Genomic DNA, 26,819 nt, shown 5'->3' with positions numbered 1-26,819 from the left:
ATGCTAACAACCCAACCGGTCAAATATAAAGCCCATACACCGGTTATTTTCAGCCACCATAATCCCTAAAGTAATCGTATACGGCCCGGGCCGCCCGGCGGTTCATGCCCGGCACGGCAGCCAGCTCCTCCAGTGTGGCCTCCTTGATTTTTTCCACGGTTCCAAAGCTTCTCAGCAGTTCCCGGCGCCGCACCGGCCCGACGCCCTCTATTTCCTCCAGCATGGATTTCAGGTTGCGCTTGCCCCGCAGCTGCCGGTGGTAGGTTACCGCAAAGCGGTGCGCCTCGTCCCGGAGCCGCTGCAGCAGCTTCAGGGCCGGGGAATCAAGCGGCAGCCGCACGGGCTCGGCGCGTCCCGGCAGGAAAACCAGTTCCTCCTGTTTGGCCAGGCTGCACACCGGAATATAATCAAATCCCCGGGCTTTCAGCGCCTCCAGCGCGGCAGAGAGCTGCCCCTTGCCGCCGTCCACCACCACCAGATCGGGGAAGCGGTGAAACTTGGCCTTCTTGCCGGACATTTGCCCGGTGTTGACCAGATCCCTTTCCTCCCGCCCGCGGGCGAAACGCCGCTCCAGTGCCTCCCGCATGGAAGCGAAATCATCCGGGCCGGTTACAGTTTTGATTTTAAACCGCCGGTACTGCTGCGGGGCGGGCCGCCCATCCTCAAACACCACCATGGAGGCCACGGGCTCGGCCCCCTGGGTGTTGGATATATCATAGCACTCCATCCGGCGGGGCGGGGCCTCCAGCCCCAGGGCTCCGGCCAGTTGCTCCAGCGCCTTTTGTAAATCATCCTTGCGGGCCGCCCGGCCGGCCTGCACTTCTTCCAGCACCAGCAATGCGTTGCGACCCACCAGGTCCACCAGCTGTTTCTTCTCCCCCCGGTGCGGCCTGGTGATGTAAACCCGGCCGCCCCGCTTTTCGGCCAGCCACTGTTCCAGCAGTCCCTTCTCCCCGGCCAGCACGTCCTCAACCAGGACCTCCCGGGGGACAAACTCGGCCCGGAGGTAATACTGCTTGATGAAGGCGGTGATCACCTCGTCCCGCCCCATCTCGCCGGTGCCGTCGAGGATAAAGTGTTCCCGTCCGATCAGCTTGCCGCCGCGCACAAAAAACACCATCACGCAAGCCTCGTCCTGGTCCCGGGCCATGGCCACCACATCCCTGTCCTCCCGATCGGCGTTCACTATCTTTTGCTTTTCAATCACCTTTTCCACAGCCTGCAGCTGGTCCCGCAGTTCGGCGGCGCGCTCGAATTCCAGGTTTTCCGCGGCCTGCTCCATGCGCGCCCGCAGGGCCTTCACCAGTTCCTCCTGTTTCCCTTCCAGAAACAGCAGCACCCCGTCCACCACCTTCCGGTATTCCTCCGGGGTGACCAGCCCGCAGCACGGGCCCAGGCACCGCTTGATGTGCTGGTTCAGGCAGGGCCTGCTCCGGGGCGCCGGGTCCCTTTGCTTGCAGGAACGCAGCGGAAAAATGCGCTTGAGCAGCCGCAGCGTTTCGTGCACCGCGCCCACCTGGGTGTAGGGGCCGAAATACCGGGACCCGTCCTTGACCACCCGGCGGGTCATCAACACCCGGGGAAATTGCTCGTTCAGAGTCACTTTCAGGTAAGGATAGCTTTTGTCGTCCCTCAAAAAGACGTTGTACCGGGGCCGGTGCTCCTTGATCAGGTTGGCCTCCAGAATCAGCGCCTCCACCTCGGAATCGGTGGTGATATACTCCAAGTCCCGGGCCCGCGCCATCATCGCCTTAACCTTGGGATTGCGGCCCGCCGTCGCCCCGAAATAAGAACGCACCCTGTTTTTCAGGGACACGGCCTTGCCCACATATATAACCTGCCCGGTCCCGTCCCGAAACAAATAAACTCCCGGGCTTTCCGGCAGCTGTCCCAGCTTTTCCCGCACACCCATCACCTCACTTCAGGGGTCAGGCCTGTCGCAACTGTAATAACTCTAAAATCCAAATATATTAATTATATAATAGATGTTGCTTATATCGTAGAAAAGGTCTATTTAAGTTTATCTAACCAGCCACGCGCAAAAGTTTCATACTTCCACCTTGGACACCCTGTACTTAAAATTCATAAAAACTTTCCCCCTTAACTGTGGCGCATCCAAACATCGGTTAACCTCATATTACGACCGGACCTACGCCGCGACAGGTAATTATACCAATAATCCCTTCATGTTGCTGGCAAAGTACCTATCCCGTGTAAATGGCTAAGTAAGAACCGAATAAATAGAGGTCTTGTTGGCACCGAGTTTTACGAAAACGGAATTTATCAAGGCCTCAGGGGATTATAGCTATAATCCCCTGAGGGCCGTTTATCTGTATACAGGTACAACAACTCAGGTTATTACAGTTACGACAGGCCTGACCCCTGGAGTTTTTGCCTCAGGCGCGGCAAGGTATCTTCGCCCAAAGCACCTAAATTATCTTCAACCCAGTGCAGGGACTTGGAAATGGTCGATTCCGTCCGGTTTAAAAAACCGGCCACTTCCGCAAGGCTGTAACGTCCCCAGCGACAGGCGGCATAGACCAAAAGACGCCTCGCTTCCAAGGCTTGCTTTACACGCCCGGAACCGGCCACAAGTTGCGGAGCCACGCCTGTAAATTCAGAAACAACACTCAACAAGGCATCCAAATCAAGTTTAAGGTGGGCCACATCTTGTGACTGCCGCTGAACATTCTCTTTTTGGATTGATACGTCATTTCCCGGTACCGAATCGGGTACCAACTGGTAATCGTCTACCACAGTCCCGCCATATTGCGCCAGTATACTTTTTATAAACCCGGTTTTTACCCAATCTTCCTCCCGGGTGTGGAAGTAGTTCCATTGGCTTGACCAGCGATAACTTCGCGGATCGTTAACCAGTCCGGCTTTAACGGGGTTTAAGTGAATATACCTGATTAATTCCAACAGGTAGGCATCCTTGTCAACCAGCAAACTTTTGAAGCGGCCCTGGAAAAGGTGGCCCACCTGGTCATGGCGTTTATTGTAGATTTGAGTATAGGATTGCTGGACGCCTTGCATGAACTTGGCCAGGGGGACATCCCCAACCCTCAGTAAAAAGTGCACGTGATTGGGCATTAAAACGTAACCATGGACCTCAACGCCGTATCTTTGACTATACTTTTTAACCAGCCTCAAATAAGTATGGTAATCATCATCGTCTTGAAAAACATCTTGTTTCCGATTACCCCGGGCCATAACATGGTAAAATGCGCCTGGAACATGGATTCTTGGCTTGCGCGCCATATATACCTCCTTAATATTACACGGTATATTACATGGCCGGCAACATCCGCGGGCTAATGTAAACTACCCTTGCCGCCATACCATCCAAACATTGGTTAACCTCATATTACGACCGGACCCACACCGCGCCGGGGGATTATACCTGTAATTCCTGCGGCCCGTTTTACCTGTATCCAGGTAAAATAACCAAAGTTATTACAGTTACGATAGGCCTGACCCCGGGAGGATTTCCCGGAGGAAGCGGCCGGTGTGGGATACGGGGGACCGGGCGACCTCTTCGGGGGTGCCGGTGACCAGGATTTCGCCTCCCCGGTGGCCGCCCTCGGGGCCGAGATCGATAATATAGTCGGCGGTTTTGATTACATCCAGGTTGTGCTCGATCACCAGCACGGTATCGCCGGCGTCCACCAACCGGTGCAGCACGTTGAGCAGGCGGTGGATATCCGCGATGTGCAGCCCGGTGGTGGGTTCGTCCAGGATGTACAGGGTCTTGCCGTTGGAGCGCCGCGAGAGCTCGGTGGCCAGCTTCACCCGCTGCGCCTCACCCCCCGAAAGCTCGGGCGCGGGCTGGCCCAGGCGGATATATCCCAGCCCCACGTCGTACAGGGTCTGCAACTTGCGCTGGATCACGGGCAGGTGCTGGAAGAAATCCAGGGCTTGCTCCACCGTCATGTCCAGCACGTCGGCGATGCTTTTGCCCTTGTATTTGATCTCCAGTGTCTCCCGGTTATAGCGCTTGCCCTTGCATACCTCGCAGGGCACGTAAACATCCGGCAGGAAATGCATTTCAATTTTGATGATACCGTCGCCACGGCAGGCCTCGCAGCGCCCGCCCTTGACATTGAAGCTGAACCGCCCCGGGCGGTACCCCCTGGCCCGGGCCTCGGGGGTTTGGGAAAACAGTTCCCTGATGCTGGTAAACACTCCGGTATAAGTGGCCGGATTGGACCGCGGCGTGCGCCCGATGGGAGACTGGTCCACTTCAATCACCTTGTCCAGATGCTCCAGGCCCCTTATTTCCCGGCAGGCGCCGGGCTTGACCCTGGCCCGGTGCAGTTCCTGGGCCAGTTTTTTATAGAGAATCTCGTTCACCAGGGTACTCTTGCCCGAGCCCGATACCCCCGTGACGCAAATGAACAGGCCCAGGGGAATTTCAACGTCGATATTTTTCAGGTTATGCTCCGAAGCCCCGATCACCTGCAGCGCTTTGCCGTTGGGCCGGCGGCGCGCGGCGGGCACGGGGATCCGCTTTTTGCCGCTGAGATACTGCCCGGTGATGGATTCGGGCACGTCCATGATGTCCCGCACCGTGCCGCTGGCCACCACCCGCCCGCCATGCTCACCGGCGCCGGGACCGATGTCGATGATATGATCGGCGGTGTAAATGGTTTCCTCGTCGTGCTCCACCACGATCAACGTGTTGCCCAGGTCCCGCAGCCGCTCCAGGGTCTCCAGCAGGCGGCGGTTGTCCCGCTGGTGCAGGCCGATGCTGGGCTCGTCCAGGATGTATAACACCCCCATCAAACCGCTGCCGATCTGGGTGGCCAGGCGGATGCGCTGGGCCTCGCCGCCGGACAGGGTGCCCGCCGCCCGGTCCAGGGTCAGGTAGTCCAGGCCGACGTTGACCAGAAAGCCCAGGCGGGCGTCGATCTCCTTCAGCACCTGCCGGGCAATCACCCGCTCCCGTTCGGTCAGTTCCAGCCCCTGCAGGAAGCGCTGCGCCTCCAGCACGGACATGGCGGTCACCTCGTTAATGGAAAGGCCGCCGATTTTCACCGCCAGCGCCTCGGGCTTGAGCCTGGCTCCCTTACAAACGGGGCAGGGACGCGTGCTCATATACTGTTCAATTTCCTCCCGCATGTAGTCGGAATTGGTTTCCCGGTAGCGCCGGCTCAGATTGTTGATCACCCCTTCAAAGGGAACCCGGTAAGTATGCCTGTTGCCGAAGCTGTCGGTAAGGGTGACCCTCACAATCTCCCGGCCCGTGCCGTACAGCAGCTTGTCCAGGTGGGCCGGGTCCATGTCCTTCACGGGGGTGTCCAGGTCGAAGCCGTAATGGTCCGCCACCGCCTCCAGGTAGCGCATGCCGTTCAAGCTCTTCAGCCAGGGTTCGATGGCCCCCTGGCGCACCGACAGGCTTTTGTCCGGGATCACCAGGTCCGGATCAAGCTCCATTTTAAACCCCAGCCCGGTGCATTCCGGGCAGGCCCCGAAGGGGCTGTTGAAGGAAAACAGCCGCGGGGCGATTTCGGGAATGCTGACACCGCAGTCGACGCAGGCGAAATTTTCACTGAACACGATTTCCTCGCCGTCGAGCACGGCCGCCACGGCCACGCCGTCCCCGTACTTGAGGGCGGTCTCCAGGGAGTCGGCCAGCCGCTTGGCGGAGCCGGGGCGAATAATCACCCGGTCCACCACTATTTCAATGGTATGCTTCTTGTTTTTGTCCAGCTTGATTTCCTCGTTGACGTCGCGCACTTCGCCGTCCACCCGCACCCGGACAAAGCCCTCCCGGCGGATTTCCTCCAGCAACTTGACATGCTCGCCCTTTTTGCCCCGTACCACCGGGGCCAGCAGCTGCAGGCGGGTGCCCTCGGGCAGTTCCAGCAGCTGGTCCACGATTTGCTGCACCGTTTGGCGGGTAATGGGCTTGCCGCACTGCGGGCAATGCGGCCGCCCCGCCCGGGCAAACAGCAGGCGCAGGTAGTCGTAAATCTCGGTGACGGTGCCCACGGTGGAACGGGGGTTGTGGCTGGTGGTTTTCTGGTCGATGGAAATGGCCGGCGACAGCCCCTCGATATAATCCACGTCGGGCTTGTTCATTTGTCCCAGGAACTGCCTGGCATAGGCCGACAGGGATTCCACGTAGCGGCGCTGCCCCTCGGCATAGATGGTGTCGAAAGCCAGGGAGGATTTGCCCGACCCGGACAGCCCGGTGATCACCACCAGCTTATCCCGGGGAATCTCGACGTTGATATTTTTCAAGTTGTGGGCGCGGGCGCCCCTGACCACGATTTTGTCCTGCATGACTGCCTCCATTTTTAATTCTTAAGTCGTAAAAATGCGGAATAATACGTATTAATATAACATGAGCCACTTCCAGTCAAGTTTGCCGTGCTGAGGATAAGATTTAAACTTATGTAGGATTGTGTCGAATTTTGCAATATAATTACAGTTACGACAGGCCTGACCCCTGGAGGATGTGGAAACCGTAGCGGGCGAAATTTTCGTCAAAGGTCAGGGCGGTATCGATGCCCAGCCGTTCCATGACGGCGAAACTGACGGCGTCGGTGAGGGTGCAGTCCCCGCCCCGGCCGGAAAGCAGGATCTCCCGGGCCCGCATCTCATCCGCCTCCCCGGCCCGTTCCACCGGCCAGATGTTGTGCCGCACCCACATGCGGGCGGCGTCAGGGCCCAGGCGGGCGGCCAGCAAAGCGTGGGTTTCCGCCAGGAGGTAGTTGGTCAGCACCGGCAGCGCTTTTTGCCTTTGCATCCGGCGCAGGGCCGCCACGGCCGCCCCGTGGTTTTGATCGCCGCGGCACAGCAGGGCGAACACCGCCCCGGAGTCTACCAGGACTTTTTGCACGCCGCCACCTCCCCTTCCGCAACGCCGCCGTCGCGGGCCTCCGAAACCCCGGCGGCGCCCCGGCTGTCTTCAAATACCCCCACCATATCCCAGATGGGGTCTTTTTCGCCAAGGGGACACACCGGGTAAACCTTTTTCAACAGCAAAGTATCGCCCTTCAAGGCCACGGCCAACTGCGATCCCTTATCCAGGCGCAATTTGTCCCTGTATTGTTTGGGCAACGTCAACTGCCCCTTGCTGGTGAGCGTAACCACTTCGTATTGCAATTGAAAATCCCCTTTCCCCCGGGACCGGGCGGATAAAAATATGGTTTACCGTGAAATCATCATTTCAATATCGTTATAGTATTTACCGCTTTCAGGCCCGATCCCGTTTCTTACCTTCCGCCTTACTAACTTACTATACCAGAGGGAATATTTGGAATCAATAATTTATCCGGTTTTACTCGCCAGCATTGACCCGGGCCGGGTTTAAAGGGAATTGGTTCTGTTCTGAGCCATGGCGGGCATAAACTTACAAACTTATCCTTGATTTAACTGCAAAAACACCATAGTGGTAGGCGATCCGGCGGATTTCTGGAGTGAGTGGAGCACTGGATGCGGTCCCTAGCCCGTCATATCCCAAGAGCCATGACCCCTTAGGGCGTGAAGAAGTAGTTGGGCAGTAAGTTGTAAGCGTTAACTAAAAGTTGCTCCAGCCATAAAGGTAAAATTGCGAAACGAACGGAAGAAACCGCCGGAGCGCCAACTACAAGTACCAGTTTTTGCAGCCAAATCATCCTTAAATTTACCTGCCACTTACACCGGAGAACTCTCTCGATCCCCTGGCGTTTTAACATGCACCAGGTAGAAATCTTTTTATTATAATATATTATTTTTACAGTTATTACAGTTACGATAGGCCTGACCCCTACCGGCTGCGCAGTTCCAGGCGCAGCTCGATGATGGCGTCCCGGAGCTGGGCCGCCTGCTCGAATTCCAGCCGCCGCGCCGCCTCCCGCATTTCTTTCTCCAGCCGGGCCAGCATCTGCCTGATTTCCTTCTTGGTCAACTTGCCTTTCCTGGCCGCCACGTCGTATACCGCCGGCGTTTCGGCCACTTTGGCGGTGGCCTCGATCACTTCGTGCACCGCCTTGCGCACGGTTTGCGGGGTGATGCCGTGCTGCAGGTTGAACTCCGCCTGCAGCTTGCGGCGGCGCTCGGTTTCATCAATGGCCCGGCGCATGGACTCGGTGATCCGGTCGGCGTAGAGAATCACCCGCCCGTTCACGTTCCGGGCCGCCCGCCCGATGGTCTGGATCAGCGAGCGTTCCGAGCGCAGGTAGCCCTCCTTGTCGGCGTCCAGGATGGCCACCAGGCTCACCTCGGGCAGGTCCAGTCCCTCCCGCAACAGGTTGATACCCACCAGCACGTCGAATGTGCCCAGCCGCAGGTCGCGGATAATTTCCATCCGCTCGATGGTGTTGATCTCCGAGTGCATGTAGCGCACCCGGATGCCCGTTTCCCGCAGGTAATCGGTAAGGTCCTCGGCCATTTTCTTGGTCAGGGTGGTGATCAGCACCCGTTCCCGTTTGGCCACCCGCTGGTTGATCTCGCCGATCAGGTCGTCGATCTGCCCCCGGGTGGGACGCACGAACAACTCGGGATCCACCAGCCCGGTGGGCCGGATGATCTGTTCCACCACCTGGTCGCTATGTTCCAGCTCGTAGGGACCGGGGGTGGCGGAAACGTAAATCACCTGGCCCAGCCGCCGCTCAAACTCCTCGAAGGTGAGGGGGCGGTTGTCGAAAGCCGAGGGCAGGCGAAAGCCGTACTCCACCAGCGCGGTCTTGCGGGACCGGTCCCCCTCGTACATGGCCCGCACCTGTGGGAGGGTGACGTGGGATTCGTCGATGATCATCAAAAAGTCGTCCGGGAAATAGTCCAGCAGCGTATAGGGCGGTTCACCCGGCTGACGCCCGGTGAGATGCCGGGAATAGTTTTCAATGCCGTTGCAGTAGCCCATTTCCCGCATCATCTCGATATCGTACCTGGTGCGCTGCTCCAGGCGCTGGGCCTCCAGCAGCTTGTCCCGCTGCCGCAGCTCGAACAGCCGCTGCTCCAGTTCCTCCTCGATCCGGGCAATGGCCGCCTCCATGCGGTCGCGGGAGATGGCGTAGTGGCTGGCGGGGAAAACCGAAACGTGCTGCCGCTCCCCGGTGATCTCACCGGTGAGCACGTCAAACTCCAGGAGCCGTTCCACCTCGTCGCCGAAAAATTCCACCCGGATGGCCCGTTCGGAGTTGCCCGCCGGAAATATCTCCAGCACGTCGCCCCGCACCCGGAAGGTGCTCCGGGTAAAATTGACATCGTTGCGCTCGTACTGGATATCCACCAGCCGGCGCAGCACGGCGTCCCGGTCGTATTCAAACCCCTTGCGTAGGGACAGCACCAGGGTGCTGTACTGCTCGGGGTCGCCCAACCCGTAGATGCAGGACACGCTGGCCACGATGATCACGTCCCGCCGCTCGAACAGGGCGCAAGTGGCCGAGTGGCGCAGCTTGTCGATCTCGTCGTTGATGGAGGAGTCCTTCTCAATGTAAGTGTCGGTCTGGGGGATATACGCCTCGGGCTGGTAATAATCGTAGTAGCTGACGAAATACTCCACCGCGTTGTCCGGGAAAAATTCCTTGAACTCGCCGCACAGCTGGGCCGCCAGGGTCTTGTTGTGGGCCAGCACCAGGGTGGGCCGCTGTACCCGCTGGATCACCTGGGCCATGGTGTATGTCTTGCCGCTGCCGGTCACGCCCAGCAGGGTCTGGTGTTTCAAACCGTTGTTGAGCCCCTCCACCAGTTGAGCGATGGCCTTGGGCTGGTCGCCCCGGGGCTCGTAGGAGGATTTCAGGTTAAATTGCATTTCAATTCACCCCCGGATTAAATTATATCACGCCGCGCAACGGTAAAAAATTACTACCCGGCTTAACATAATATTGTCATAGCCCCGGAGCTTGACCCCAGGTTATTTTCGGATTAAATAATCGGTTATAAAACAAACGGGCCGTTTGACTCACACGGCCCGGATGCAATATCTCGGTAATAAATTACAATAATTTCTTTTTCTCCATCAGCTTGTAGACCATTTCGGCGGCTTCTATCCTGGTAAGCCCAGCGCCGGGGCGGAAGGTCCAGTCCGGGAATCCTTGCATGTAGCCGCCCGACACCGCTTCCAGCACGTAGGGCCGGGCCCCGGGGGAAATATTTTGGTAGTCCTTGAACATGCGGGACAGCTTCCAGTCAACCACCCGCTCGCCGGCGCCGGATACCGGCAGGCCCGCCGCCGCGGCGATTATCGCCGCCGCTTGTTCCCTGGTAACACTGTCGAAATAGCGGAACACAAATCTCCCGTCTTTTTCCCTGAAACCACTCACAATGCCGTTTTTGGCCGCCGCCTCGATATACTTGACGTGGTCACGGGGCAAAGGCACCAGGGCTCCCGCCCCGCTGTACCCGTAAGAGTGGCCCGACAGGTAGAATACGTCGCTGAAAATGCCCAGGCCAACATCGTCACCGGGCGTTTTCAATCCCAGCGCCTTGCCCAGCATGACCACGAATTCACCCCGGGTCGCGTTTAATTCCTTTCCCTGCTGGTCGGTCAATCCGAAATATCCCGGAGCGGTACCGGCCGGCGACATGATGCCCCGGGCCCAGAGGTATTCCACGCAGGGGCGGGCCGGCCAGCCAACCTGGTCCCGGAAGGTCCACAGCCGGTTCACCACGACGTAACGGCCGAATCCCTCGAAAGGCACGGCGACAGTTTTCTTTTTGGCATCCGCCCTGCCGCCCAGGTTCCGCCAGTTCCCGGCCAGGCCGTCATACGCGTCGTAAAACACAGTAAGCGTCCGGTACGCAGCCTCGGCCAAGTCCTCATCAACCGGCAGGGTCATTTGGCCGCCTGGCGGCGCGCCCGCAACGGCGCAGTTCTCCCCGAAACAGTCGTACCTGTAGTCGCCTTCCTTGCCCCGGACATGGCCCACGTTGAATAAATAACTGACCGCCGGGCTGCCGTTGACCTGGTAGATCCGTTCCAGCTTAAAAGCCATCACCTGGCTGTGGGCCGCCCCGTTACCTTCCCGCAAATAATAGTTTTTGGGGAAAACGATATTCAACTTTTTATCAAAAACGCTGACCTTGTTGCCGTCGTGCAGGTTATATGTTACCACGGCCCCGTCTTCCAGCGTATTGACAAAATAAACTTGTTTACTGAAGGAGATTGTCTCTTCCCGGGTTTCCCCCGTATCGTCCTCGTACTCGTAAGTTATTTTAAAGGTAAAACTATTGGCGCCCGGCTTTAAAACAACATCTTCCAGGTAGTATTCGTCGCCCCGGTTTTCCAGTTCCTCTTCTCCGTAAATAACTTTCTCCGCGCCCGGAACATCCAGGGTTATATCCACCGGGCTGTTGTTGACATAAATGGATTTACCCGTCACTTCAATGCCGTCAACGTACATGCGGGCATCCCTGGCCGTTGTAAAATCAAAACTGTAGTACGCGAGATTGTCACCGTCCGCGTCTTCAATGGAACCGGAAAGCCTGACCCTGTACTTCGTGTTGTATTTTAATGATTGGTCCGGTTTGAAATACGCTTTGTGAGAAGCAGCATCGTAGGTAACAGAGCCGGAAACAGCGCGACCGTCTTCATCTCTCAACGTAAAGCCTTCCAAGACGCTTTGCTCGTCCATCTCCTCGCTGAATTCAATCATGATTACAACATTGACGGGCACATCCCCGGCGTCTTTTCCCGGGTAATGGTCCTCGACGTTGGGGCGGGACCCGGCCGGCGCAGCCTGCACCGGGTAAAAAACAACCAGTGCCGCCAGCAGTGCCGTCATTATCGCTCGCTTAAACAACCGTGTCATCCAATCACCTGCCGGGAAAATTATCATCCATTATATAGAATATATCGGCAGGTGACTGGAAAACTGCAGCCCCGGAAATAATAATTCCCGCATCCCCGGAACGGCGTTACCCGGTAAAAAGGAAAAGCGCTTCTTATCCTCGAAGACGCCTTCCCAAATCGCAACAATGCAACACCTATGGTCTACGCCAAGTCGCCTTCCCTTTTTACTGTCCTCCCCGGCCTTGCTGTCCGCCGCCCTGTTGCTGCCCCCCTTGACCGCCCAGTGATTCTATCTTTTTGACTTCGCCGTCAATTTGCACTTCCATGGTTTTGCCGTCCCGGGTGGTAATTCGCAGCATGGTCTTGTTTTTCCCGCCCTGCTGCCCCTGTTGCTGCTGTTGACCCTGCTGCTGTCCCTGCTGTTGTTCCTGTTGTCCTTCCCGCTGCCCGCCCCGGTCCTGCTGACCGCCCTGCTGCTGTCCGGCTTTCTTCAAGTCCTTCCAGCGCTGCTCCAGCAGGTAGGCATTCCTGGCGGTAACCAGGCGGACGGGCACAATGCGGGCGGGCACGCTGTAGTCACCGTTATTCACGCCGGCGCTGTACTGCCAGTGCCCGGTCCCGGCCAGCGCCACAGCCGCCTCCAGAGCAAACTGCCCCAGCATTTCAGGATTCACGTCCACCTCGGCGTCGTGCTCGCCGTTGACCAGCCCCCTGGAAGCCTTCTCGTCGGCGCCCACACCCACAGTAAGGACATTCTTTTCGTAGCCGCCCATCTTCAGGTATTCCACCGCCGCCATGGCCAGGGTGCTGTCGTTGGCCAGGATTACGTCAATACGCTCGCCCCGGCCAATAATTTCCGCCAGGGTGGCGGGCACGGAAGCGGGGTCCCAGCGGGGGTGGTCATACACCCCCAGTATTTGCACGTCCTTTCGCCCCTGCAGTTCGGCCTGGAGAGAAGCGGTAATCTCCCGGGCCGCCTGGTCCCGGGGGTCTCCCCGCAAAATCACCACGTTAAGCGGGCGGCGTTCGGGCAGCTGCGCCACCACGGTGTAATCCACCGCTCCGGGCGGCTGTTGCTGCCCGCTGGCGGTCCCCTGCTGTCCCTGGCCGGAGCCTTTCTGCTGCCCGCCGCCCTGGTTCTGCCCGCCTGGTTGGGCGCCGCCACCCCGGCTCCCCTGCTGCGCGCCGCCCCCGGGAGGCACCATGCCGGCTTTGGCTTCCTCCGCCCGGCGCAGCGCCTCCAGCACAAAGCGGGCCTGCAGGCGGCCCACCATGGCATGGTCCGGGGCGATATACCCGTCAACCGGGGTATTCACCGGCAGGTTTTCCAGTACAATTACCTTCACCCCCGCCCGGTTCAACTGCTCAACCAGCGCGGGCGCCCGGGCGGGGTCCACCGGCTGCAGCACCACCGCCTTTACTTTTTTCCCGGCCAGTTTTTCCAGCTGTTTTTGTTGCTCCGCCGGGTCGTTGCGGGCATCCAGCCAGGTGACGTTGGCCTGGAGATTCCTTTTTTCCTTGTCCACCACTTCTTTAATTGTTTTATTCCCGTCCCTGTTCATATCGGCCAGGGCAAAAGCTACTTTTACCGGCGGCTCCGCGGGCTTGCGCTGCGGCTCGCGGTTGCCGCAACCGGCCGCCAGCAATAGCAGCCCCAGTACCGTGCAGAAAAAAATTTTGATCCCGCGCATTTAACCACCCCCGGGGCGATTTACAGTTGCAAACTTCCCATAATTATGCTTTGCCCCGGAGAAGGTCTTTATTCCACCCCGAAACACAGTTTCCGTGCAACGTAAACCCAGGATATCATTATAACCCGCCTAAAATTTCATTTTTACGCCAAGGGATAAGTGCGCCCTTTTTTTAGGCTTTCTCCTGCAACCAGGTAATCGAAATGTTTTCATGCTACCACCCGGCGGCCACCGGCGGGAAATATTCCAGTCTAAATTTTCCAGTTCAGGCATAGGAATTATTCAGGGGGTGTTTTGATGAACTCCAAGCCGCTAAAGAATTTCTTACTCCGGCTCACGCCGTTGTGCAATCAACAACCCGGGCTGGTGGATACCGTGGACGAGGCAAGAAGGACCTGGAAACTGGCCCTTGCCGAATTCAACTTTGTCGGCAACGACCTGATTGATTTTGCCATCCACAACATCAAAGCCGCCGAACGGCGTTACATGGCGTTGATCAATCAGGCCCGGCGGGAAGGGGTAACCGCCTGGCCGGCCGGCATCTGCAAGTCATGCCTGCCCGGTTCCGGCGCGGGGGAAACGGTGGAACCGGAGGCGGGGGAAAAACTGTTCATTTTAGATGCGGGTAATATTAAAAATGTGCAGAAAAAAATACGGCAATATTAACCCCGGCCGACTGGGTGGTGATGCTGACCAGCGCATCCAGCCGGCCTTCCCGGTATAAACCCTCGACCACTTTCCCTATCTCGGGGTCAAGGCCGCCAAGGTGAACGCCAATACCTCGTCCCAGCAAGTCAGTGAGTACCTGGTTCTGTTTAACGTTGCCCGGGAGATTCACGTCCTGCTGTTTTTCTATCCCTCGGACCATGAGGGCCGCTATCTGTCCGACCAAGAGTTGCCATAAGGTAGCGATGTGCAGCGTGCCGAGGTCTCTGCTCGTCGAATACCTGCCATCTGAAAAGACAGCCGTATTTTCATGGACGAGAAAACGATGCTGACCAAACAGCTTGCCGTCGAGCTCTTAAAAGACGGACGCACATAACACTCTATCTTTTTAAATAGTAGCACGGATAGTGCTACTATTTAGTTTCCCCTGAAAAACTCAAATTCAGCGGGGCTTCGTGTTAATTGGAGGGTTGCATAGGAGCTTAATTCAAAGAACGAGCGAGCCCGAGGATAAGCGCCGGTGCATGTTCGAGCGCCCGTAGGGCGCGAGTTCTCCGGCGCCCGAGGGCGAGCGAGTTCGTACAAGTATAAGAGCGAGTTAGCAACCCGGAAATTAACACGAAGCCTAGCGCGGACTTTTTCAGAGGGAACTATTTAAAAACCCTTGACTTGGAGTTAACTCCAAGTGTTATGATATCGGATGTCAGGAGGTGAAATCGCATGACGATTACAGAAGTAAGTAAAAAATTTGATCTTTCGCAAGATACACTCCGCTATTATGAACGTATCGGACTGATTCCTCGTGTGAACCGCAATAAAAGCGGAATCAGAGATTATACGGAAGAAGACTGTAAGTGGATCGAATTTATCAAATGTATGCGGAACGCAGGTCTTCAGATTGAAGCATTGATTGAGTATGTTGGGCTGTTTCAACAGGGTGATGCGACCATTGAGGCCAGAAAAGAACTTTTGATCGAGCAGCGTAAGCAGTTAATTGCAAGAATGGAAGATATGCAGAAAACGCTGGAACACCTGAATTATAAAATTGCAGTATATGAACAGGTAGTAGTTGAAAAAGAAAAAGAGCTAAAAAGACCGGATTAATACGGCTTGGTGGTTTGCCTATACGCAGTTGTATGTCTTGTTACAAGTGCTTTGAAAAGCAGAATGGCAAGTGCATAATTCATAACGATGGGTTCAACAGTCAAAAGAATTTGCCACGGCATGGATGGTATACACATCTTTGTCATGGGAGATATAGCTATTGACTTGTAAAATATGCCCAAAACCTATTTTTGAAAGGGTGAGGTTCATGTCAAGTAAAGTTTATTTCATCGATTTGCGATCTAGAACATATCGGGAAAATAAGATCAGTAAGATTAAAAAATTATTTGATCATGCTGGTTTAAACGATCTTATTCAAAAAGATGATCTTACAGCTATTAAACTTCATTTTGGTGAACGCGGCAACGATAGTTTTATAAACCCTGTATTTGTGCGGCAAGTGGTGGACAAAGTCAAAAGCAACGGCGCCAAGCCATTCCTTACAGATACGAATACACTGTACTCGGGAAGCCGCCATAATGCAGTGGATCATTTGATAACAGCGATGGAACATGGTTTTGATTATACTGTTACCGGTGCTCCACTGATTATTGCAGACGGATTACGTAGTGAAAATTTTACGGAAATTGAGATCAATAAAAAACATTTTAGCAAGGTAAAACTGGCCAGAGATATTGTTAGCGCTGATAGTGTTATTGTGTTATCGCATTTTAAAGGTCATGAAATGGCTGGTTTTGGTGGCGCGATAAAGAATCTTGCCATGGGTGGGGCACCGGCAGCCGGAAAAAAAGAACAGCATGCCCCCAAGATGGTCGTTAATCAGGACAAATGCATTGGTTGTGCGCAGTGTTGCACTGTTTGTCCGGAAAAGGCCAGCACTCTTACCGATGATAATAAGGCGGAAATCTCACCAGATAGTTGCATCGGTTGTGGTGAGTGTTTAACCGTATGTCCTGAAAAGGCTATTGAAATGGATTGGGAAACCGAAATTCCAGCACTTATTGAAAGAATGACTGAATACGCGTATGGGGTGGCCAAGACTCATGAGCAACATATCGGCTATATCAATTTTCTTCTAAATATTACCCCTGATTGTGATTGCGCGTCATGGAGCGATGCGCCCATTGTTCCCGATATAGGTTTTCTGGCGTCAACGGATCCGGTAGCTATTGACCAGGCCAGTTATGACCTTGTAAATAAACAGGTTGGTTTATCCGCGTCTTTGCTTTCGTCTGACTGCGGGGCTGGTGTTGACAAGTTTCATTGTTTGAGATCACACATAGACGGAACGATCCAATTATCCTACGGAGAAGAAATCGGGTTAGGCAGTCGCGACTATGAACTAATTGTCCTATAGTGTAGAAAACCTTGTTACGATAGATTTTTTAAACATGAATAATAAATACTTCAAAAGCGATTTTTTTAGGAGCCGTTAGGCTCCTGTTCTGCTCAAGGGCAGCGATAGATGAATAAATTTTTTTACCGCACAATATAAAGAAAATGCGCCGCTACTGCTATTACTGGATTCCGCCTGTTAAAATGTTCAACAACCATATAAAAAAGAACGGTAAGAGGAAAACAAATCGAGTTGAATAAAGTGAAGATTGTGATCGGACGGCTGCCAAACCGGTTTACAAACCCAGCTCTTTAATTTTATCCCGAATTGATTTCAGGTCCGCCCAGGCCTCGGCTTTACGGGAGGGGTCCCGCAACAGGGCGGCGGGGTGGTAAGTGGCGGTGATCCAGAAACCCTTGCGTTCCAGCCATTGTCCCCGCACCCTGGTGATGAACGCCTCCGGGTCAATGATATGCCGCACCGCCGTCGCTCCCAGGCAGACGATGATCCGGGGCCGCACGATGTCCACCTGCGCCCGTAAAAAAGGCAGGCACTTTTGCCCCTCCTCCGGTGTGGGCGTCCGGTTGCCGGGCGGGCGGCATTTAACGATATTGCAGATCATGGCGTTTTTGTTGCGGTCCAGGTCGATGGCGGCCAGCATCCGGTCCAGGAGTTGCCCCGCCGGGCCCACAAAAGGCCGGCCCTGCAGGTCCTCCTGTTCCCCCGGCCCCTCGCCCACGAACATTACCTTCGACTCCAGCACGCCTTCGCCGAAAACCACGTTGGTGCGCCGGGCGGCCAGGGGGCATGCCCTGCACCGCAGGCAAACCTCTTTCACTTTGTTCCACCGGGCCAGTTTGTCCTCAAGCATGGATCACACCTTATTTCCACGGCGGCCTGCCCGCGGTTCCCGCATGGCTGCCGTAAACCGGTAAAATTAACCGCATCACCATAAACTGTGTTCCCAGGTCCTTTAGCGCGTACCCGGAGTTGTATCCCCGGGACAGCCCAGTCTTACCACGACGACCTGACCTGGCCGGCAATTTCAGGCCGGAATTCCCCTCCGGAACAACCCGGTCTTACCACGGCGACCCGCGGCAAATTTAATATCCCGGGGTATTCCGGTACCCGGAAAATTGTCACCAGCCTATATTTTTCTCTTTGCCGGTTGCAAATCCTCCCGCTTATTTCCCAATCCTCCGTTTTTAAAGGAAGGCGATAAACAAACGCCAAAGCCTTCCGGCTGAAAGACGAAGGCTTGCTGAAAAAAAAGCCCGCCTGCGGTAGTTTAACCGCCCTGCGGGCTTTCGTTTTACTCCACCTTTTCCAGGATAATCCTGTGATCCACCAGGGCCAGCTCGGTAATCCTGGCTTTGACGATTTTGCGCCGGCCAAAAATATCCTCCAGTACCAGGCCGTCTTCCTGGGGAATTACTTTATCCACCATTTCCATGAACATTTCCTCTTTACCGTCCTGACGCAGGTACGCGTTAGCTTCACACATCCAAAATCACCTCTCCTAAAAAAGTCAAAAACCACCTCGGTCATGCCAGTTTGCCGGCATCCGACCTCCGTGGTCCGGTTCACTTGCCGTGATGGGCCTCCCTGGCCCGGTTGATTTAATTATATCCCCCCGCGGCAAAGGGTGTCAACGCATAATTTGTGGTACGTTATTTTTCTCCCGTTAACCGCCGCCAGAAACCGGAAAACCAGCGGCCCAGCGGCCCGGCGGTGCTCAATTCCATCACCATCGCCTCTTCCGAGCCCTCCGGCACGGGTAAAAAGCCCAAAACGCGGCCCTCGTCGCTGTAAAACAGCAACTCGCGCCGGTAACGGTTCTTCCGCCGGCTCAGGAAATCCACTTGCAGGGGCGGGTTCACAGCGTACATAATGGCCGCCAGGTCCGCCCGGCGCCGCACCGGCAGTCCGTTCACCGCCAGGATCACGTCACCCGAGCGCATGCCTGCGCGCCAGGCCGGCGAATCGGGGAGAACATCCAGGAGCGCCAGGCCGTCGGGGCTGGGCACGTAAATGGGCGGGTCCGCCATTTCCAGCCGGCGGCCGATATTGATCACCAGCTCGTGGCCCAGCGGCGAAAACAGCGCCGCCACCACCCCCAGCAGCGTGGAACCGTCCGAGAGCACCGCCAGCAGCAGCAACACGGCGCTGTAAAGGGCCAGGTAACCGGCGGAAATCCGGCTCTTGCGCCGCGGGTCCCGGGCGATGGCCATGTCGCCGTACCCCAGCGCGGCCACTACGGGGATAAGGGTGTAAATGATGTTTTCGGCATCCCGCACCCCGGGTTTGATCAAAGGCCACCACCCGGGCATGTCGACGCTGCCGGGGGGAACGTCCATGCCCACCACGAAGGCCAGCGCCGCGATGGGAATGGGCCAGAATTTTTGCAGGGTAAACCCGCCCACCACGCGGCCGGCCCGGTCCCGGAAAAAAGCGGGTATCGCGCCCAGGTAGCCGCTGAAAAAGATCAACAGGCTTTCCACCATGTGCAGTACGGCCACCAGCGCCAGCACCTGGGAAACATTGATCTGGGGAAAACCGAAAAAAATGCGCGACAGGGCTAAAATACCGCCGGCGTAGGCAAAACAAATAAACCTGGCGTTGACCAGCATGAGCAATATGGCCAGGGGCCAAATGTACATCAGCCCGGAGCCCGTGAGCGTAACGCCGATGAACACCATCAGCACGCTGCCCAAAAGCCCCCCCACCAGTCCGAAAATCAGGGCGGTGCCCACCTCGTTCCAGTTGGACTTCAGCGGCACGCCGTAAATGTTTTCCCGCAGGGAATTCATGCGCCGGTACTGCAGCCCCACCAGCACCACCACCAGCCAGAAGACGGGTTCCCGCAGCATTAGTTCGATATTAACCAGAATCATGGGGAAGATATCACCAAAGGGGAACAACTACATCACCCCGCAAAAATTCCTTTTTTCACAAGTCATCGTCTCAGGGGTCGCCCCGGCACCAATTAAACGAAACAGACCGGGGGCAAACCGGTTGCTTTCGGATTACTGCAATTTTTGCTCGATCAATTCCAGCGCTTTATTAAGCTGCTCGTCGCCCGGAAGGTCCTCCCTGTCTTCCACTACAACGTCCGGCTGCACGCCCTTCTTGTGAATATCATGTTTGCCCGGGGTCAGGTAGCGGGCGGTGGTCAATTTGAGGCCGGCCCCGTTATCCAGGGGGAATACTGTTTGCACGATGCCCTTGCCGAAAGTCCTGGTTCCCACCAGCACACCCGCCTTGGTGTCCTTGATGGCGCCGGCCAGAATTTCGGCGGCGCTGGCGCTGCCTTCATTGACCAGCACGGCCAGGGGCAAACGCAGGTAATAATCGTCCGCTTCCTTTACCTCAGTGTTGCCCGAACTGTATTCAATAAACACCACCGGCCCCTTGGGCACGAAATTGTCGGCTACCCGGGTGGCTGAGATCAATTCGCCGCCGGGATTATCCCGCAAGTCCAGGATCAATCCCCGCATGCCCTGGTTGCGTAAACGGGAAAGCGTCTCCAGCATTTCGTCCGGCGTCTTTTCATTAAACTGGGTGATGATGATATAGCCGGTGCGGGTATTCGGCAACAGCTTGCCCTCCACGGTGGGCACGCTGATTTCCTCCCGGGTAATACTTACCTCCAGGGGCTTGGCCAGGCCCTCCCGCAGCAGGCTTAATTTTACCTTTGTACCCACAGGGCCGCGCATCAACCCGATGGCGGTTTCCAGGTCGATGCCCCGGACGTCCTTGCCGTCGATCATAATAATGCGGTCACCGGCCCGCACCCCCTCCCTGGCGGCGGGCGTATCCCGGAAAACCCGCGCCACGGTCAAGTATTCGTCCTTAACCCCCACCAGGATGCCCAGGCCGCCGAAGGAGCCGCGGATCTGTTCCTGCAGTTGCTTGTATGTTGTCTGGTCCAGGTATACCGAGTAGGGATCCTGCAGCGATTCCACCATGCCCCTGATGGCTCCGTCAATCAAAGTGGTGGTATCCACCGGTTCGATATACTGGGTTCGGATCAGGGAAATTACTTTCACCAGGTTGCCGGCATGTTTGTAGTTGCTACCTATAATTATTCCCGCCAGCAGAAAAACAACAAAAAAAAGAACAGCCAGCACCGTCAGCCAGCGGGATAACCTGTTCGTCCTGTTATACCTGCCGTATCCGTACATTAAAATTCCACCTGCCATTATCCGTTAAAATCAGCATACCATATTATACTACATTATGGCAGTGTGAATTACAAGATAAATACGGATATCGAAAAGCCAAAACAAATTGGGCAGTACGCCATGGCGCGGAAAATAAGGGGACAGGCTTCCCTTTTTAATAATTGCCTGTCCCCTGTGTTTTCTCTATACGTAATTCCTGGGATTGACCGGCGTGCCGTTTTGCCTGATTTCAAAGTGCAAGTGCGGCCCGGTGGAGTAACCGGTGCTGCCAACCCGGGCGATGGCCTGGCCCTTGGCAACCGTGGCCCCCTCGCCGACCAGCTGGGCGGACAGGTGAGCATACAGCGAAGTAATTCCTCCGCCGTGGTCGATCATCACCACGTTGCCGTAACCGGTCATGTAACTGACGTTGATCACCCGCCCGCTCTGGGTGGCCACCACGGTGGTCCCCGAAGGCGCCGGAATGTCGATACCGGTATGCAGTTTGTTATATTTTAAAATCGGGTGGATGCGATAGCCAAAGGACGAGGAAATTGAAGTATACCCGGGAAGCGGCCAGGCGTAAGCCCCCGTGGCCGCCGGCTGGTTGCCGGCCCTCTGGCGGGCGATGCTTTGGATCAGCGCTTCCTCTTGCTCCTCCAGCCGCTCAACCTCTTGCTGGTACTTGTTTAAATCATGCTTGGCCTGGGCCAAAAGCTGCCGCTTCTCCTCGCTCCTGGAAGCCAGGTCCCGGCGCGCCGCCTCCTGCTGCCTGAGCAGCGCGGCGATACTTTCCTTCTGCCGCTGCAGCGCCTGCCTTTTTTCCTCCAGCGCCTTCTTCTGGGCTTCCACTTCTTCCACCACATTGGCATCCCTGGCCACTACCCGCTTGAGCAATTCGTAACGGTTGAGAAAATCCCCGAAGTCGCGGGAGGCCAGCAGCACCTCGAGGTAGTGCACGGTACCGTTTTCATACATGCCCCGCACCCTCTTGTGCAGTTCCTCGGTGCTTTCCTGCAGGTCATCCTCGGCCTGTTTCAGTTCCTTTTCATTTTTTTCCAGGCGCGCCAGCGCCAGGTCCAGCTGGTTGCTGAGATTGTTTATCTCCCGGGTTTTAAGATTGATGTCCCGGTCCAGCGCCGTAATTTCACTGGTATACGACTTGATTTCTTTTCTTTTGCTAGTTTCCTGCTGCTTGGTTTGCTGCAGTTTTTCCCTGGTTTGCTGCAGCATTTGCTCCAGGCTGGCGCCATACGCCGTGCCGTAGCCGGTAACCAGGGCTGTCGCCAGCATAATAGCCGTCAATTTCTTTTTCCAACCCGAACGCAAACAACGCCCCCTCCATTCAAGCGGCAATAATCATACCCGTAAAAAGCGGTGCAGCGATATGGCGCTGCCCACGGCACCGATACCAAAGCCCAACCCCAGCAGGCCGCCCAGCACCCTGTACAGGGTCTGCGGGTCATTAACCAGCTGAATAAACGGCAGTGTCACCGCCACTTTGTTCAACAGGGAAAGGTAGCCGAAATATATGATCAGCGCGGCCACCAGCCCGCCGGCCAGTCCCAGCATCATGCCTTCCAGCATAAAAGGCATGCGCACGAAAAAGTTCGTCGCACCCAGCATTTTCATGATGCCGATTTCACGCCTCCGGGCGAATACGGACATGCGAATGGTGGTGGCAATCAGGAACACGGCGGCGGCTCCCAGCACCACTAAAGTCAGCGATCCCCAAATCCGCACCCAGTGGGTCAGGGATAACAGCTTTTCCACCACGCCCTGCCCGTAACGAACCTGTTCCACGCCCTCCAGCTTTTCCAGCTGCCGCGCCGCCCTGGGCACCATTTCGGCCTCGCTGGTTTTGATACGGAAGGAGTTGGGCAGCGGGTTGTCCTTTTCCAGCCCGCTTAAAATATCGGCCTTATCGCCGAAACTTTCCTTTAAATCCTCCAGGGCCTGCTCCTTGGTGACAAATTCCACCCGGGCCACCCCGGGTACAAATTTGATTTCCTCCTCCATTCGCTTCAGGGCTTCCTCATCCAGCCCGTCTTCGAGAAAAACCGTTATCTCCAGGCTGGATTCCACGGTGGAAACGATGTGGCGCACGTTCAGCACCAGCAGCAATGAACTGCCCAGGATCAGCAACGAAATGATAATGGTCCCCACCGACGCCACGGACAGCCAGCTGTTGCGCAATACGGACCGGGTGGATTCGCGGAAGTAATATTTGAGCGTGTTAACATTCATAGCCGTAAACCCCGCCTTCCTCGTCCCGGATGATGCAGCCGTTGCTCAGGGCCACCACCCTTTTTTTCATGCTGTCCACAATGTCCCAGGCGTGCGTGGCCATGACGATGGTGGTACCCCGGCGGTTGATGTCGAGAAACAGCTTCATTAATTCCCAGGAGGTCTCGGGATCGAGGTTGCCCGTCGGCTCGTCCGCCAGGAGCAGCACGGGATTATTCACAATAGCCCTGGCCACACTGGTGCGCTGCTGCTCGCCGCCCGAAAGATGCGCGGGCAGCATGCCGGCCTTTTTTTCCAGCCCCACCATGCGCAGAACCGTGGGCACCACTTTTTTGATTTCCTTGCTGGACGCGCCGGTCACTTCCAGGGCGAAGGCCACGTTTTCATAAACAGTTTTATTCGGGATCAGGCGAAAGTCCTGAAACACCATCCCGATCTTGCGCCGCAGGTGGGGAACATCCCGGTTTTTCATCCGGGCCACGTTGCGGCCGTTGACAAGCACCTGGCCCCGGCTGGGCAGTTCCTCCCGGCAAATCAACTTGGTCAGGGTTGACTTGCCCGCACCGCTGGGACCGACCAGAAACACAAATTCCCCCTTTTTAATGTGCAGGGTAACATCGTTGAGGGCCTTGACTCCGTTTGGGTAGATTTTGGAAACATTATACAGCTGGATCATTTAAGCACCTCAAATGCCAATCTTTGTGATAGTTTTTTTAGTTCGACACCTTAAACAATAATTCCTGTTGGAATATTGCACCTTTCGACGAAGATCCGGAAAATCCTTTTTCTTCCGCCGGATCAATTAAAATAAATGGCAGCTTTTTAAATAAGACAAAAAAATGAGGAATTTAGTCTCCACCCGAAAATAATTAAGGCAACCGCAAACCGCCAGCTTCCAAGGTTTACAGTTGCCTTTTGTTATCACAATGGTTTTGCCGCAAAAACCGGTACTTGTACCCGGTGCTCCGGCGTAAATCAATACTTATCGCGCTTGCGCCGGATAACCTCCTTAACCGCCTCCACCAAAACCTCCGGCGTGAGGCCGTATTTTTCCAGCAGTTCCCGGGGCTTGCCCGATTCCCCGAAAGTGTCCCGCACCCCCACCCGGCGCACGGGCACGGGGCAATTCTCCGCCAGCGCCTCGGCCACGGCGCTTCCCAGGCCTCCGATAATGCTGTGTTCTTCGGCGGTGACCACCGCCCCCGTGGCCCGGGCCGCTTCCACCACGGCCTGGACGTCCAGGGGTTTGATGGTGTGCATGTCCAGCACCCGCACGGAGACGCCCCCGGCGGCCAGCCGCTCCGCCGCCTCCAGGGCCGCGCCCACCATAATGCCGCAGGCGATGATGGCGGCGTCGTCGCCGTCCCTCATCACCAGCGCCCGGCCGGGCTCAAATTTAAAATTGTTTGCGTCATGCAGTACGGGCACCCCGGAGCGTCCCAATCTTATGTAAACCGGGCCGTCGATTTCCGCCGCCGCCAGCACCGCCGCCCTGGTTTCCACCGCGTCGGCGGGTACAAACACCGTCATGTTGGGCAAACAGCGCATCAGCGCGATGTCCTCCACCGACTGGTGGGAGGCGCCGTCTTCGCCGACGGTGATACCGGCATGGCTGGCGCCGATCTTGACGTTGAGACGGGGATAGGCGATGCTGTTCCTGATCTGGTCGTAAACCCGCCCGGTGGCGAACACGGCGAAGGAGCTGGCGAAGGGAATCTTACCCGCGGCGGCCAGGCCGGCGGCGGTGCCCATCATGTTTTGCTCCGCAATGCCCATATCGAAAAACCGCTGCGGGAATTTCTTGCCGAACTCCGCGGTCTTGGTGGATTTGGACAGGTCGGCGTCCAGCACCACCACGTCCGTATTTCTTTCCCCCAGCTCGACCAGCGCCTTCCCATAAGCCTCCCGGGTGGCTATTTTTTCGCTCATAATAAAAACCTCCTGGGGTTAAACTTGATTTCTCTCAAAAACCGGTACTTGATTCGTGCTCCGGCGGTATCGATCATTCGTTTCGTAATTTTACCCTTGTGGCCGAAGCGGCTTTTAGTCAACGCTTGCGGCAAACCGCCAACCTGCTTCTCCACGCCCCAAGGGATCATAGCTTTGGGGATATGACGGGCTGGGGACCGCATCCGGCACTCCACTCACTCCGGAAATCCGCCGGACCACCATGCAACTCGTAGTAATTTGCTATAGTTCCGCCAGCGCCCGTTCCACCTGCTCGGGCTTGGGAGCCGAGCCGTGCCAGCCCACCTCGTTTTCCATGAAGGAAACGCCCTTGCCTTTGACGGTTCTGGCAATGATGATGCTTGGCTTGCCCTTCGCCTCCCGGGCCCGGGCGACGGCCTCCAGAATCCGGCCCATGTCGTGCCCGTCAATTTCCTGCACGTCCCAGCCAAAGGCCCGCCATTTATCCGCCACCGGTTCGGGCGACATGACCTCCCCGATGGGGCCGTCGATTTGCAGCCCGTTATAATCCAAAAAGGCGATTACGTTATCCAGCTTATAGTGCGCCGCGGCCATGGCGGCCTCCCAAACCTGCCCCTCCTGGATCTCGCCGTCGCCCAACAGCACGTAAACCCGGTAATCTTTGCCGTCCAGCTTGCCGGCCAGGGCCATGCCGTTGGCCGCCGAAAGGCCCTGTCCCAGTGAACCGGTGGACATTTCCACCCCCGGCACCTTGCGCATGTCGGGGTGCCCCTGCAGCGGGCTGCCCAGTTTGCGCAGCGTTTGCAGATCCTCCACCGGGAAATAACCCCGCTCGGCCAGGGCGGCGTAGAGCACCGGCGCGGCGTGCCCCTTGGAAAGCACGAAACGGTCCCGGTCCGGCCAGTTTGGCCTGCCGGGATCGATACGCATTACATCAAAGTAGAGCGCGGTTACAATATCGGCCGCCGAAAGGGAGCCGCCCGGGTGCCCCGACCCGGCCGCCCCCACCATGGCCACGATGTGGCGCCTGATCTGCCGGGCCTTGTCCCGCAACCGTTCCAGCTTTACTGCCTGTTCTTCCATTTACCAAGACCTCCTATTGTTTCAGTACAACTTTCAACCTTTCAACACCCGGCACCATTCTTTGAAACCCTCCCCGAGCACTTCCCGCACATCGGCTACGATGATAAACGCCCGGGGATCGACACCGTAGACTATTTCCTTGAGCCGGCTGACCTCCGACCGGTTGACCACGGTCAGGATCACTTCCCGGTCCATGCCCGTGTAAAGCCCCCGCGCCTTGAGCGCGGTGGCGCCCCGGCCCAGTTCATTCAGGACCTTTTCGGCAATGACGTCGATCCGGTTGGAGATGATGAAAAATGCCTTGGCGTAACTGATGCCCTCCTGCACCATGTCGATCACCCAGGCGGTGACGAAGATGGTGATCAGGGCATACAGGGCCAGTTCCCAGGAATGGAAAACGAACCCCGCCGCCAGAACCACGGAAGCGTCCACCAGAAATAAAAGCTGGCCGATGTTCATACCGGTGTAGGTGCGTACAATAGCCGCAGCCAGGTCAGTTCCCCCGGTGGTGCCCCGGTAGCGGAAAACAAGCCCCAGCCCCAGGCCCACCAGCACGCCCCCGAACAGGCTGGCCAGCAGCGGGTCCCTGGTGGGCACGGGCACCAACAGTTCAAAAAAATCCACCGCCGCGGAGAGGCTGATGGTGCCGTACAGGGAGCGAAACCCGAAGGTCAGCCCCAGCCGGTAGATACCCATGATAAACAGCGGCACGTTCAGCGCCAGCATGGTGATACCCACGGGCGAGCCGGTGACATAGTGCAAGATGGTGGCGATGCCGCTGACTCCCCCGGCGGCGATTTTATTGGGAATCAAAAACAGGTCCAGCCCCAGGGCGGTGAGCACCACCCCGGCGGTTACCCAGAAAAATTCCGTCAGTTGTTTCCAAGACATGATAATTTCCCCGCAGTCGGCCCGGC

Annotated in this window: 24 protein-coding genes; 3 read left to right on the top strand and 21 right to left on the bottom strand. The window is 56.7% G+C overall.

The features are described from left to right. Nucleotides 1-49: 49 nt before the first annotated feature. The 9 genes from uvrC to IT084_RS01485 all read right to left on the bottom strand — a co-directional run bounded on the left by uvrC (nucleotide 50) and on the right by IT084_RS01485 (nucleotide 13,413). The gene (gene uvrC / locus IT084_RS01525; protein WP_195710458.1) at nucleotides 50-1,912 is read right to left on the bottom strand and encodes an excinuclease ABC subunit UvrC; all 1,863 of its coding nucleotides are present in this window, start codon (nucleotides 1,910-1,912) and stop codon (nucleotides 50-52) included. A gap of 452 nt (nucleotides 1,913-2,364) precedes the next feature. Then, on the bottom strand, nucleotides 2,365-3,261 hold the full coding sequence (locus IT084_RS01520) for an REP-associated tyrosine transposase (RefSeq protein WP_195710456.1): 897 nt from the start codon (nucleotides 3,259-3,261) through the stop codon (nucleotides 2,365-2,367). Between the two features lie 201 nt (nucleotides 3,262-3,462). Next, a complete protein-coding gene (uvrA, locus tag IT084_RS01515; protein ID WP_195710454.1) occupies nucleotides 3,463-6,288 on the bottom strand; it encodes an excinuclease ABC subunit UvrA in 2,826 nt (941 codons plus the stop codon). 148 nt (nucleotides 6,289-6,436) lie between these two features. Next, a complete protein-coding gene (locus IT084_RS01510) occupies nucleotides 6,437-6,847 on the bottom strand; it encodes a PIN domain-containing protein (protein ID WP_195710452.1) in 411 nt (136 codons plus the stop codon). Next, entirely contained in the window at nucleotides 6,829-7,113 is a 285-nt protein-coding gene (locus IT084_RS01505) for an AbrB/MazE/SpoVT family DNA-binding domain-containing protein (protein WP_195710450.1), read from the bottom strand. The genes IT084_RS01510 and IT084_RS01505 overlap by 19 nt, the downstream gene beginning before the upstream one ends. Before the next feature lie 371 nt (nucleotides 7,114-7,484). Continuing rightward, a complete protein-coding gene (locus tag IT084_RS01500) occupies nucleotides 7,485-7,625 on the bottom strand; it encodes a hypothetical protein (RefSeq protein WP_195710448.1) in 141 nt (46 codons plus the stop codon). A 131-nt stretch (nucleotides 7,626-7,756) separates the two neighbouring features. Further along, complete coding sequence (gene uvrB / locus IT084_RS01495; RefSeq protein WP_207744359.1) at nucleotides 7,757-9,742, bottom strand: excinuclease ABC subunit UvrB; 1,986 nt, start codon at nucleotides 9,740-9,742, stop codon at nucleotides 7,757-7,759. A 184-nt stretch (nucleotides 9,743-9,926) separates the two neighbouring features. Continuing rightward, entirely contained in the window at nucleotides 9,927-11,741 is a 1,815-nt protein-coding gene (locus IT084_RS01490) for an Ig-like domain-containing protein (RefSeq protein WP_195710447.1), read from the bottom strand. A 205-nt stretch (nucleotides 11,742-11,946) separates the two neighbouring features. After that, the gene (locus IT084_RS01485; RefSeq protein WP_195710446.1) at nucleotides 11,947-13,413 is read right to left on the bottom strand and encodes a substrate-binding domain-containing protein; all 1,467 of its coding nucleotides are present in this window, start codon (nucleotides 13,411-13,413) and stop codon (nucleotides 11,947-11,949) included. A 297-nt stretch (nucleotides 13,414-13,710) separates the two neighbouring features. Here IT084_RS01485 and IT084_RS01480 point away from each other — a divergent pair, with 297 nt between their 5' ends. Continuing rightward, entirely contained in the window at nucleotides 13,711-14,079 is a 369-nt protein-coding gene (locus IT084_RS01480; RefSeq protein ID WP_195710445.1) for a DUF2508 family protein, read from the top strand. On the opposite strand, the gene IT084_RS01475 is transcribed toward IT084_RS01480, so the two are convergent. After that, on the bottom strand, nucleotides 14,045-14,281 hold the full coding sequence (locus IT084_RS01475) for a hypothetical protein (protein ID WP_195710444.1): 237 nt from the start codon (nucleotides 14,279-14,281) through the stop codon (nucleotides 14,045-14,047). The genes IT084_RS01480 and IT084_RS01475 overlap by 35 nt on opposite strands. Nucleotides 14,282-14,799: 518 nt before the next feature. Here IT084_RS01475 and IT084_RS01470 point away from each other — a divergent pair. Next, on the top strand, nucleotides 14,800-15,183 hold the full coding sequence (locus IT084_RS01470; protein ID WP_195710443.1) for a MerR family transcriptional regulator: 384 nt from the start codon (nucleotides 14,800-14,802) through the stop codon (nucleotides 15,181-15,183). A gap of 208 nt (nucleotides 15,184-15,391) precedes the next feature. Further along, nucleotides 15,392-16,501: a DUF362 domain-containing protein gene (locus IT084_RS01465; protein WP_195710442.1), complete on the top strand. Its 1,110-nt coding sequence runs from the start codon at nucleotides 15,392-15,394 to the stop codon at nucleotides 16,499-16,501. A 274-nt stretch (nucleotides 16,502-16,775) separates the two neighbouring features. Here the strand turns inward: IT084_RS01465 and IT084_RS01460 are convergent, their stop codons facing one another. The 11 genes from IT084_RS01460 to IT084_RS01410 all read right to left on the bottom strand — a co-directional run bounded on the left by IT084_RS01460 (nucleotide 16,776) and on the right by IT084_RS01410 (nucleotide 26,793). Beyond that, complete coding sequence (locus IT084_RS01460) at nucleotides 16,776-17,336, bottom strand: uracil-DNA glycosylase family protein (RefSeq protein WP_195710804.1); 561 nt, start codon at nucleotides 17,334-17,336, stop codon at nucleotides 16,776-16,778. A gap of 456 nt (nucleotides 17,337-17,792) precedes the next feature. Continuing rightward, complete coding sequence (locus tag IT084_RS01455; protein ID WP_195710441.1) at nucleotides 17,793-17,984, bottom strand: CooT family nickel-binding protein; 192 nt, start codon at nucleotides 17,982-17,984, stop codon at nucleotides 17,793-17,795. Between the two features lie 166 nt (nucleotides 17,985-18,150). Continuing rightward, nucleotides 18,151-19,401 carry a PDZ domain-containing protein gene (locus IT084_RS01450; protein WP_195710440.1) on the bottom strand — a complete coding sequence of 417 codons (1,251 nt, stop codon included), beginning with the start codon at nucleotides 19,399-19,401 and terminating at the stop codon, nucleotides 18,151-18,153. A gap of 105 nt (nucleotides 19,402-19,506) precedes the next feature. After that, the gene (locus IT084_RS01445; protein WP_195710437.1) at nucleotides 19,507-20,664 is read right to left on the bottom strand and encodes a S41 family peptidase; all 1,158 of its coding nucleotides are present in this window, start codon (nucleotides 20,662-20,664) and stop codon (nucleotides 19,507-19,509) included. Between the two features lie 183 nt (nucleotides 20,665-20,847). Further along, nucleotides 20,848-21,972 (bottom strand): murein hydrolase activator EnvC, encoded by a 1,125-nt coding sequence (locus tag IT084_RS01440; RefSeq protein ID WP_195710435.1) that lies wholly within the window; start codon nucleotides 21,970-21,972, stop codon nucleotides 20,848-20,850. Nucleotides 21,973-22,002: 30 nt separating this feature from the next. Beyond that, a complete protein-coding gene (gene ftsX / locus IT084_RS01435; protein ID WP_195710433.1) occupies nucleotides 22,003-22,890 on the bottom strand; it encodes a permease-like cell division protein FtsX in 888 nt (295 codons plus the stop codon). Then, on the bottom strand, nucleotides 22,880-23,566 hold the full coding sequence (gene ftsE, locus IT084_RS01430) for a cell division ATP-binding protein FtsE (protein WP_195710431.1): 687 nt from the start codon (nucleotides 23,564-23,566) through the stop codon (nucleotides 22,880-22,882). Before ftsE ends, ftsX begins: the two co-directional genes overlap by 11 nt. 299 nt (nucleotides 23,567-23,865) lie before the next feature. Continuing rightward, nucleotides 23,866-24,819 (bottom strand): transketolase family protein, encoded by a 954-nt coding sequence (locus IT084_RS01425; RefSeq protein ID WP_195710429.1) that lies wholly within the window; start codon nucleotides 24,817-24,819, stop codon nucleotides 23,866-23,868. Continuing rightward, entirely contained in the window at nucleotides 24,816-25,022 is a 207-nt protein-coding gene (locus IT084_RS01420) for a hypothetical protein (protein ID WP_195710427.1), read from the bottom strand. Before IT084_RS01420 ends, IT084_RS01425 begins: the two co-directional genes overlap by 4 nt. A gap of 58 nt (nucleotides 25,023-25,080) precedes the next feature. Next, nucleotides 25,081-25,902: a transketolase gene (locus IT084_RS01415; protein WP_195710425.1), complete on the bottom strand. Its 822-nt coding sequence runs from the start codon at nucleotides 25,900-25,902 to the stop codon at nucleotides 25,081-25,083. 33 nt (nucleotides 25,903-25,935) lie between these two features. Continuing rightward, nucleotides 25,936-26,793 (bottom strand): YitT family protein, encoded by an 858-nt coding sequence (locus tag IT084_RS01410; RefSeq protein WP_195710423.1) that lies wholly within the window; start codon nucleotides 26,791-26,793, stop codon nucleotides 25,936-25,938. Between the last annotated feature and the right edge of the window lie 26 nt (nucleotides 26,794-26,819).

Source organism: Desulfallas sp. Bu1-1 (genome assembly GCF_015594625.1).
Taxonomy (GTDB): Bacteria; Bacillota; Desulfotomaculia; order Desulfotomaculales; family Desulfallaceae; genus JADNRQ01.
This window is presented reverse-complemented; position numbering and strand designations above follow the sequence as displayed.

Coding starts and splice junctions, on each gene's coding strand:
- IT084_RS01445 (WP_195710437.1), bottom strand. CDS start 20,664: ATGTACGGATACGGCAGGTATAACAGGACGAACAGGTTATCCCGCTGG.
- IT084_RS01470 (WP_195710443.1), top strand. CDS start 14,800: ATGACGATTACAGAAGTAAGTAAAAAATTTGATCTTTCGCAAGATACA.
- IT084_RS01500 (WP_195710448.1), bottom strand. CDS start 7,625: ATGATTTGGCTGCAAAAACTGGTACTTGTAGTTGGCGCTCCGGCGGTT.
- IT084_RS01455 (WP_195710441.1), bottom strand. CDS start 17,984: ATGTGTGAAGCTAACGCGTACCTGCGTCAGGACGGTAAAGAGGAAATG.
- ftsE (WP_195710431.1), bottom strand. CDS start 23,566: ATGATCCAGCTGTATAATGTTTCCAAAATCTACCCAAACGGAGTCAAG.
- IT084_RS01490 (WP_195710447.1), bottom strand. CDS start 11,741: ATGACACGGTTGTTTAAGCGAGCGATAATGACGGCACTGCTGGCGGCA.
- IT084_RS01480 (WP_195710445.1), top strand. CDS start 13,711: ATGAACTCCAAGCCGCTAAAGAATTTCTTACTCCGGCTCACGCCGTTG.
- uvrB (WP_207744359.1), bottom strand. CDS start 9,742: ATGCAATTTAACCTGAAATCCTCCTACGAGCCCCGGGGCGACCAGCCC.
- IT084_RS01520 (WP_195710456.1), bottom strand. CDS start 3,261: ATGGCGCGCAAGCCAAGAATCCATGTTCCAGGCGCATTTTACCATGTT.
- uvrC (WP_195710458.1), bottom strand. CDS start 1,912: ATGGGTGTGCGGGAAAAGCTGGGACAGCTGCCGGAAAGCCCGGGAGTT.
- IT084_RS01415 (WP_195710425.1), bottom strand. CDS start 25,902: ATGGAAGAACAGGCAGTAAAGCTGGAACGGTTGCGGGACAAGGCCCGG.
- IT084_RS01475 (WP_195710444.1), bottom strand. CDS start 14,281: ATGGTCCGAGGGATAGAAAAACAGCAGGACGTGAATCTCCCGGGCAAC.
- IT084_RS01420 (WP_195710427.1), bottom strand. CDS start 25,022: ATGCGGTCCCCAGCCCGTCATATCCCCAAAGCTATGATCCCTTGGGGC.
- IT084_RS01410 (WP_195710423.1), bottom strand. CDS start 26,793: ATGTCTTGGAAACAACTGACGGAATTTTTCTGGGTAACCGCCGGGGTG.
- IT084_RS01465 (WP_195710442.1), top strand. CDS start 15,392: ATGTCAAGTAAAGTTTATTTCATCGATTTGCGATCTAGAACATATCGG.
- ftsX (WP_195710433.1), bottom strand. CDS start 22,890: ATGAATGTTAACACGCTCAAATATTACTTCCGCGAATCCACCCGGTCC.
- uvrA (WP_195710454.1), bottom strand. CDS start 6,288: ATGCAGGACAAAATCGTGGTCAGGGGCGCCCGCGCCCACAACTTGAAA.
- IT084_RS01425 (WP_195710429.1), bottom strand. CDS start 24,819: ATGAGCGAAAAAATAGCCACCCGGGAGGCTTATGGGAAGGCGCTGGTC.
- IT084_RS01485 (WP_195710446.1), bottom strand. CDS start 13,413: ATGCGCGGGATCAAAATTTTTTTCTGCACGGTACTGGGGCTGCTATTG.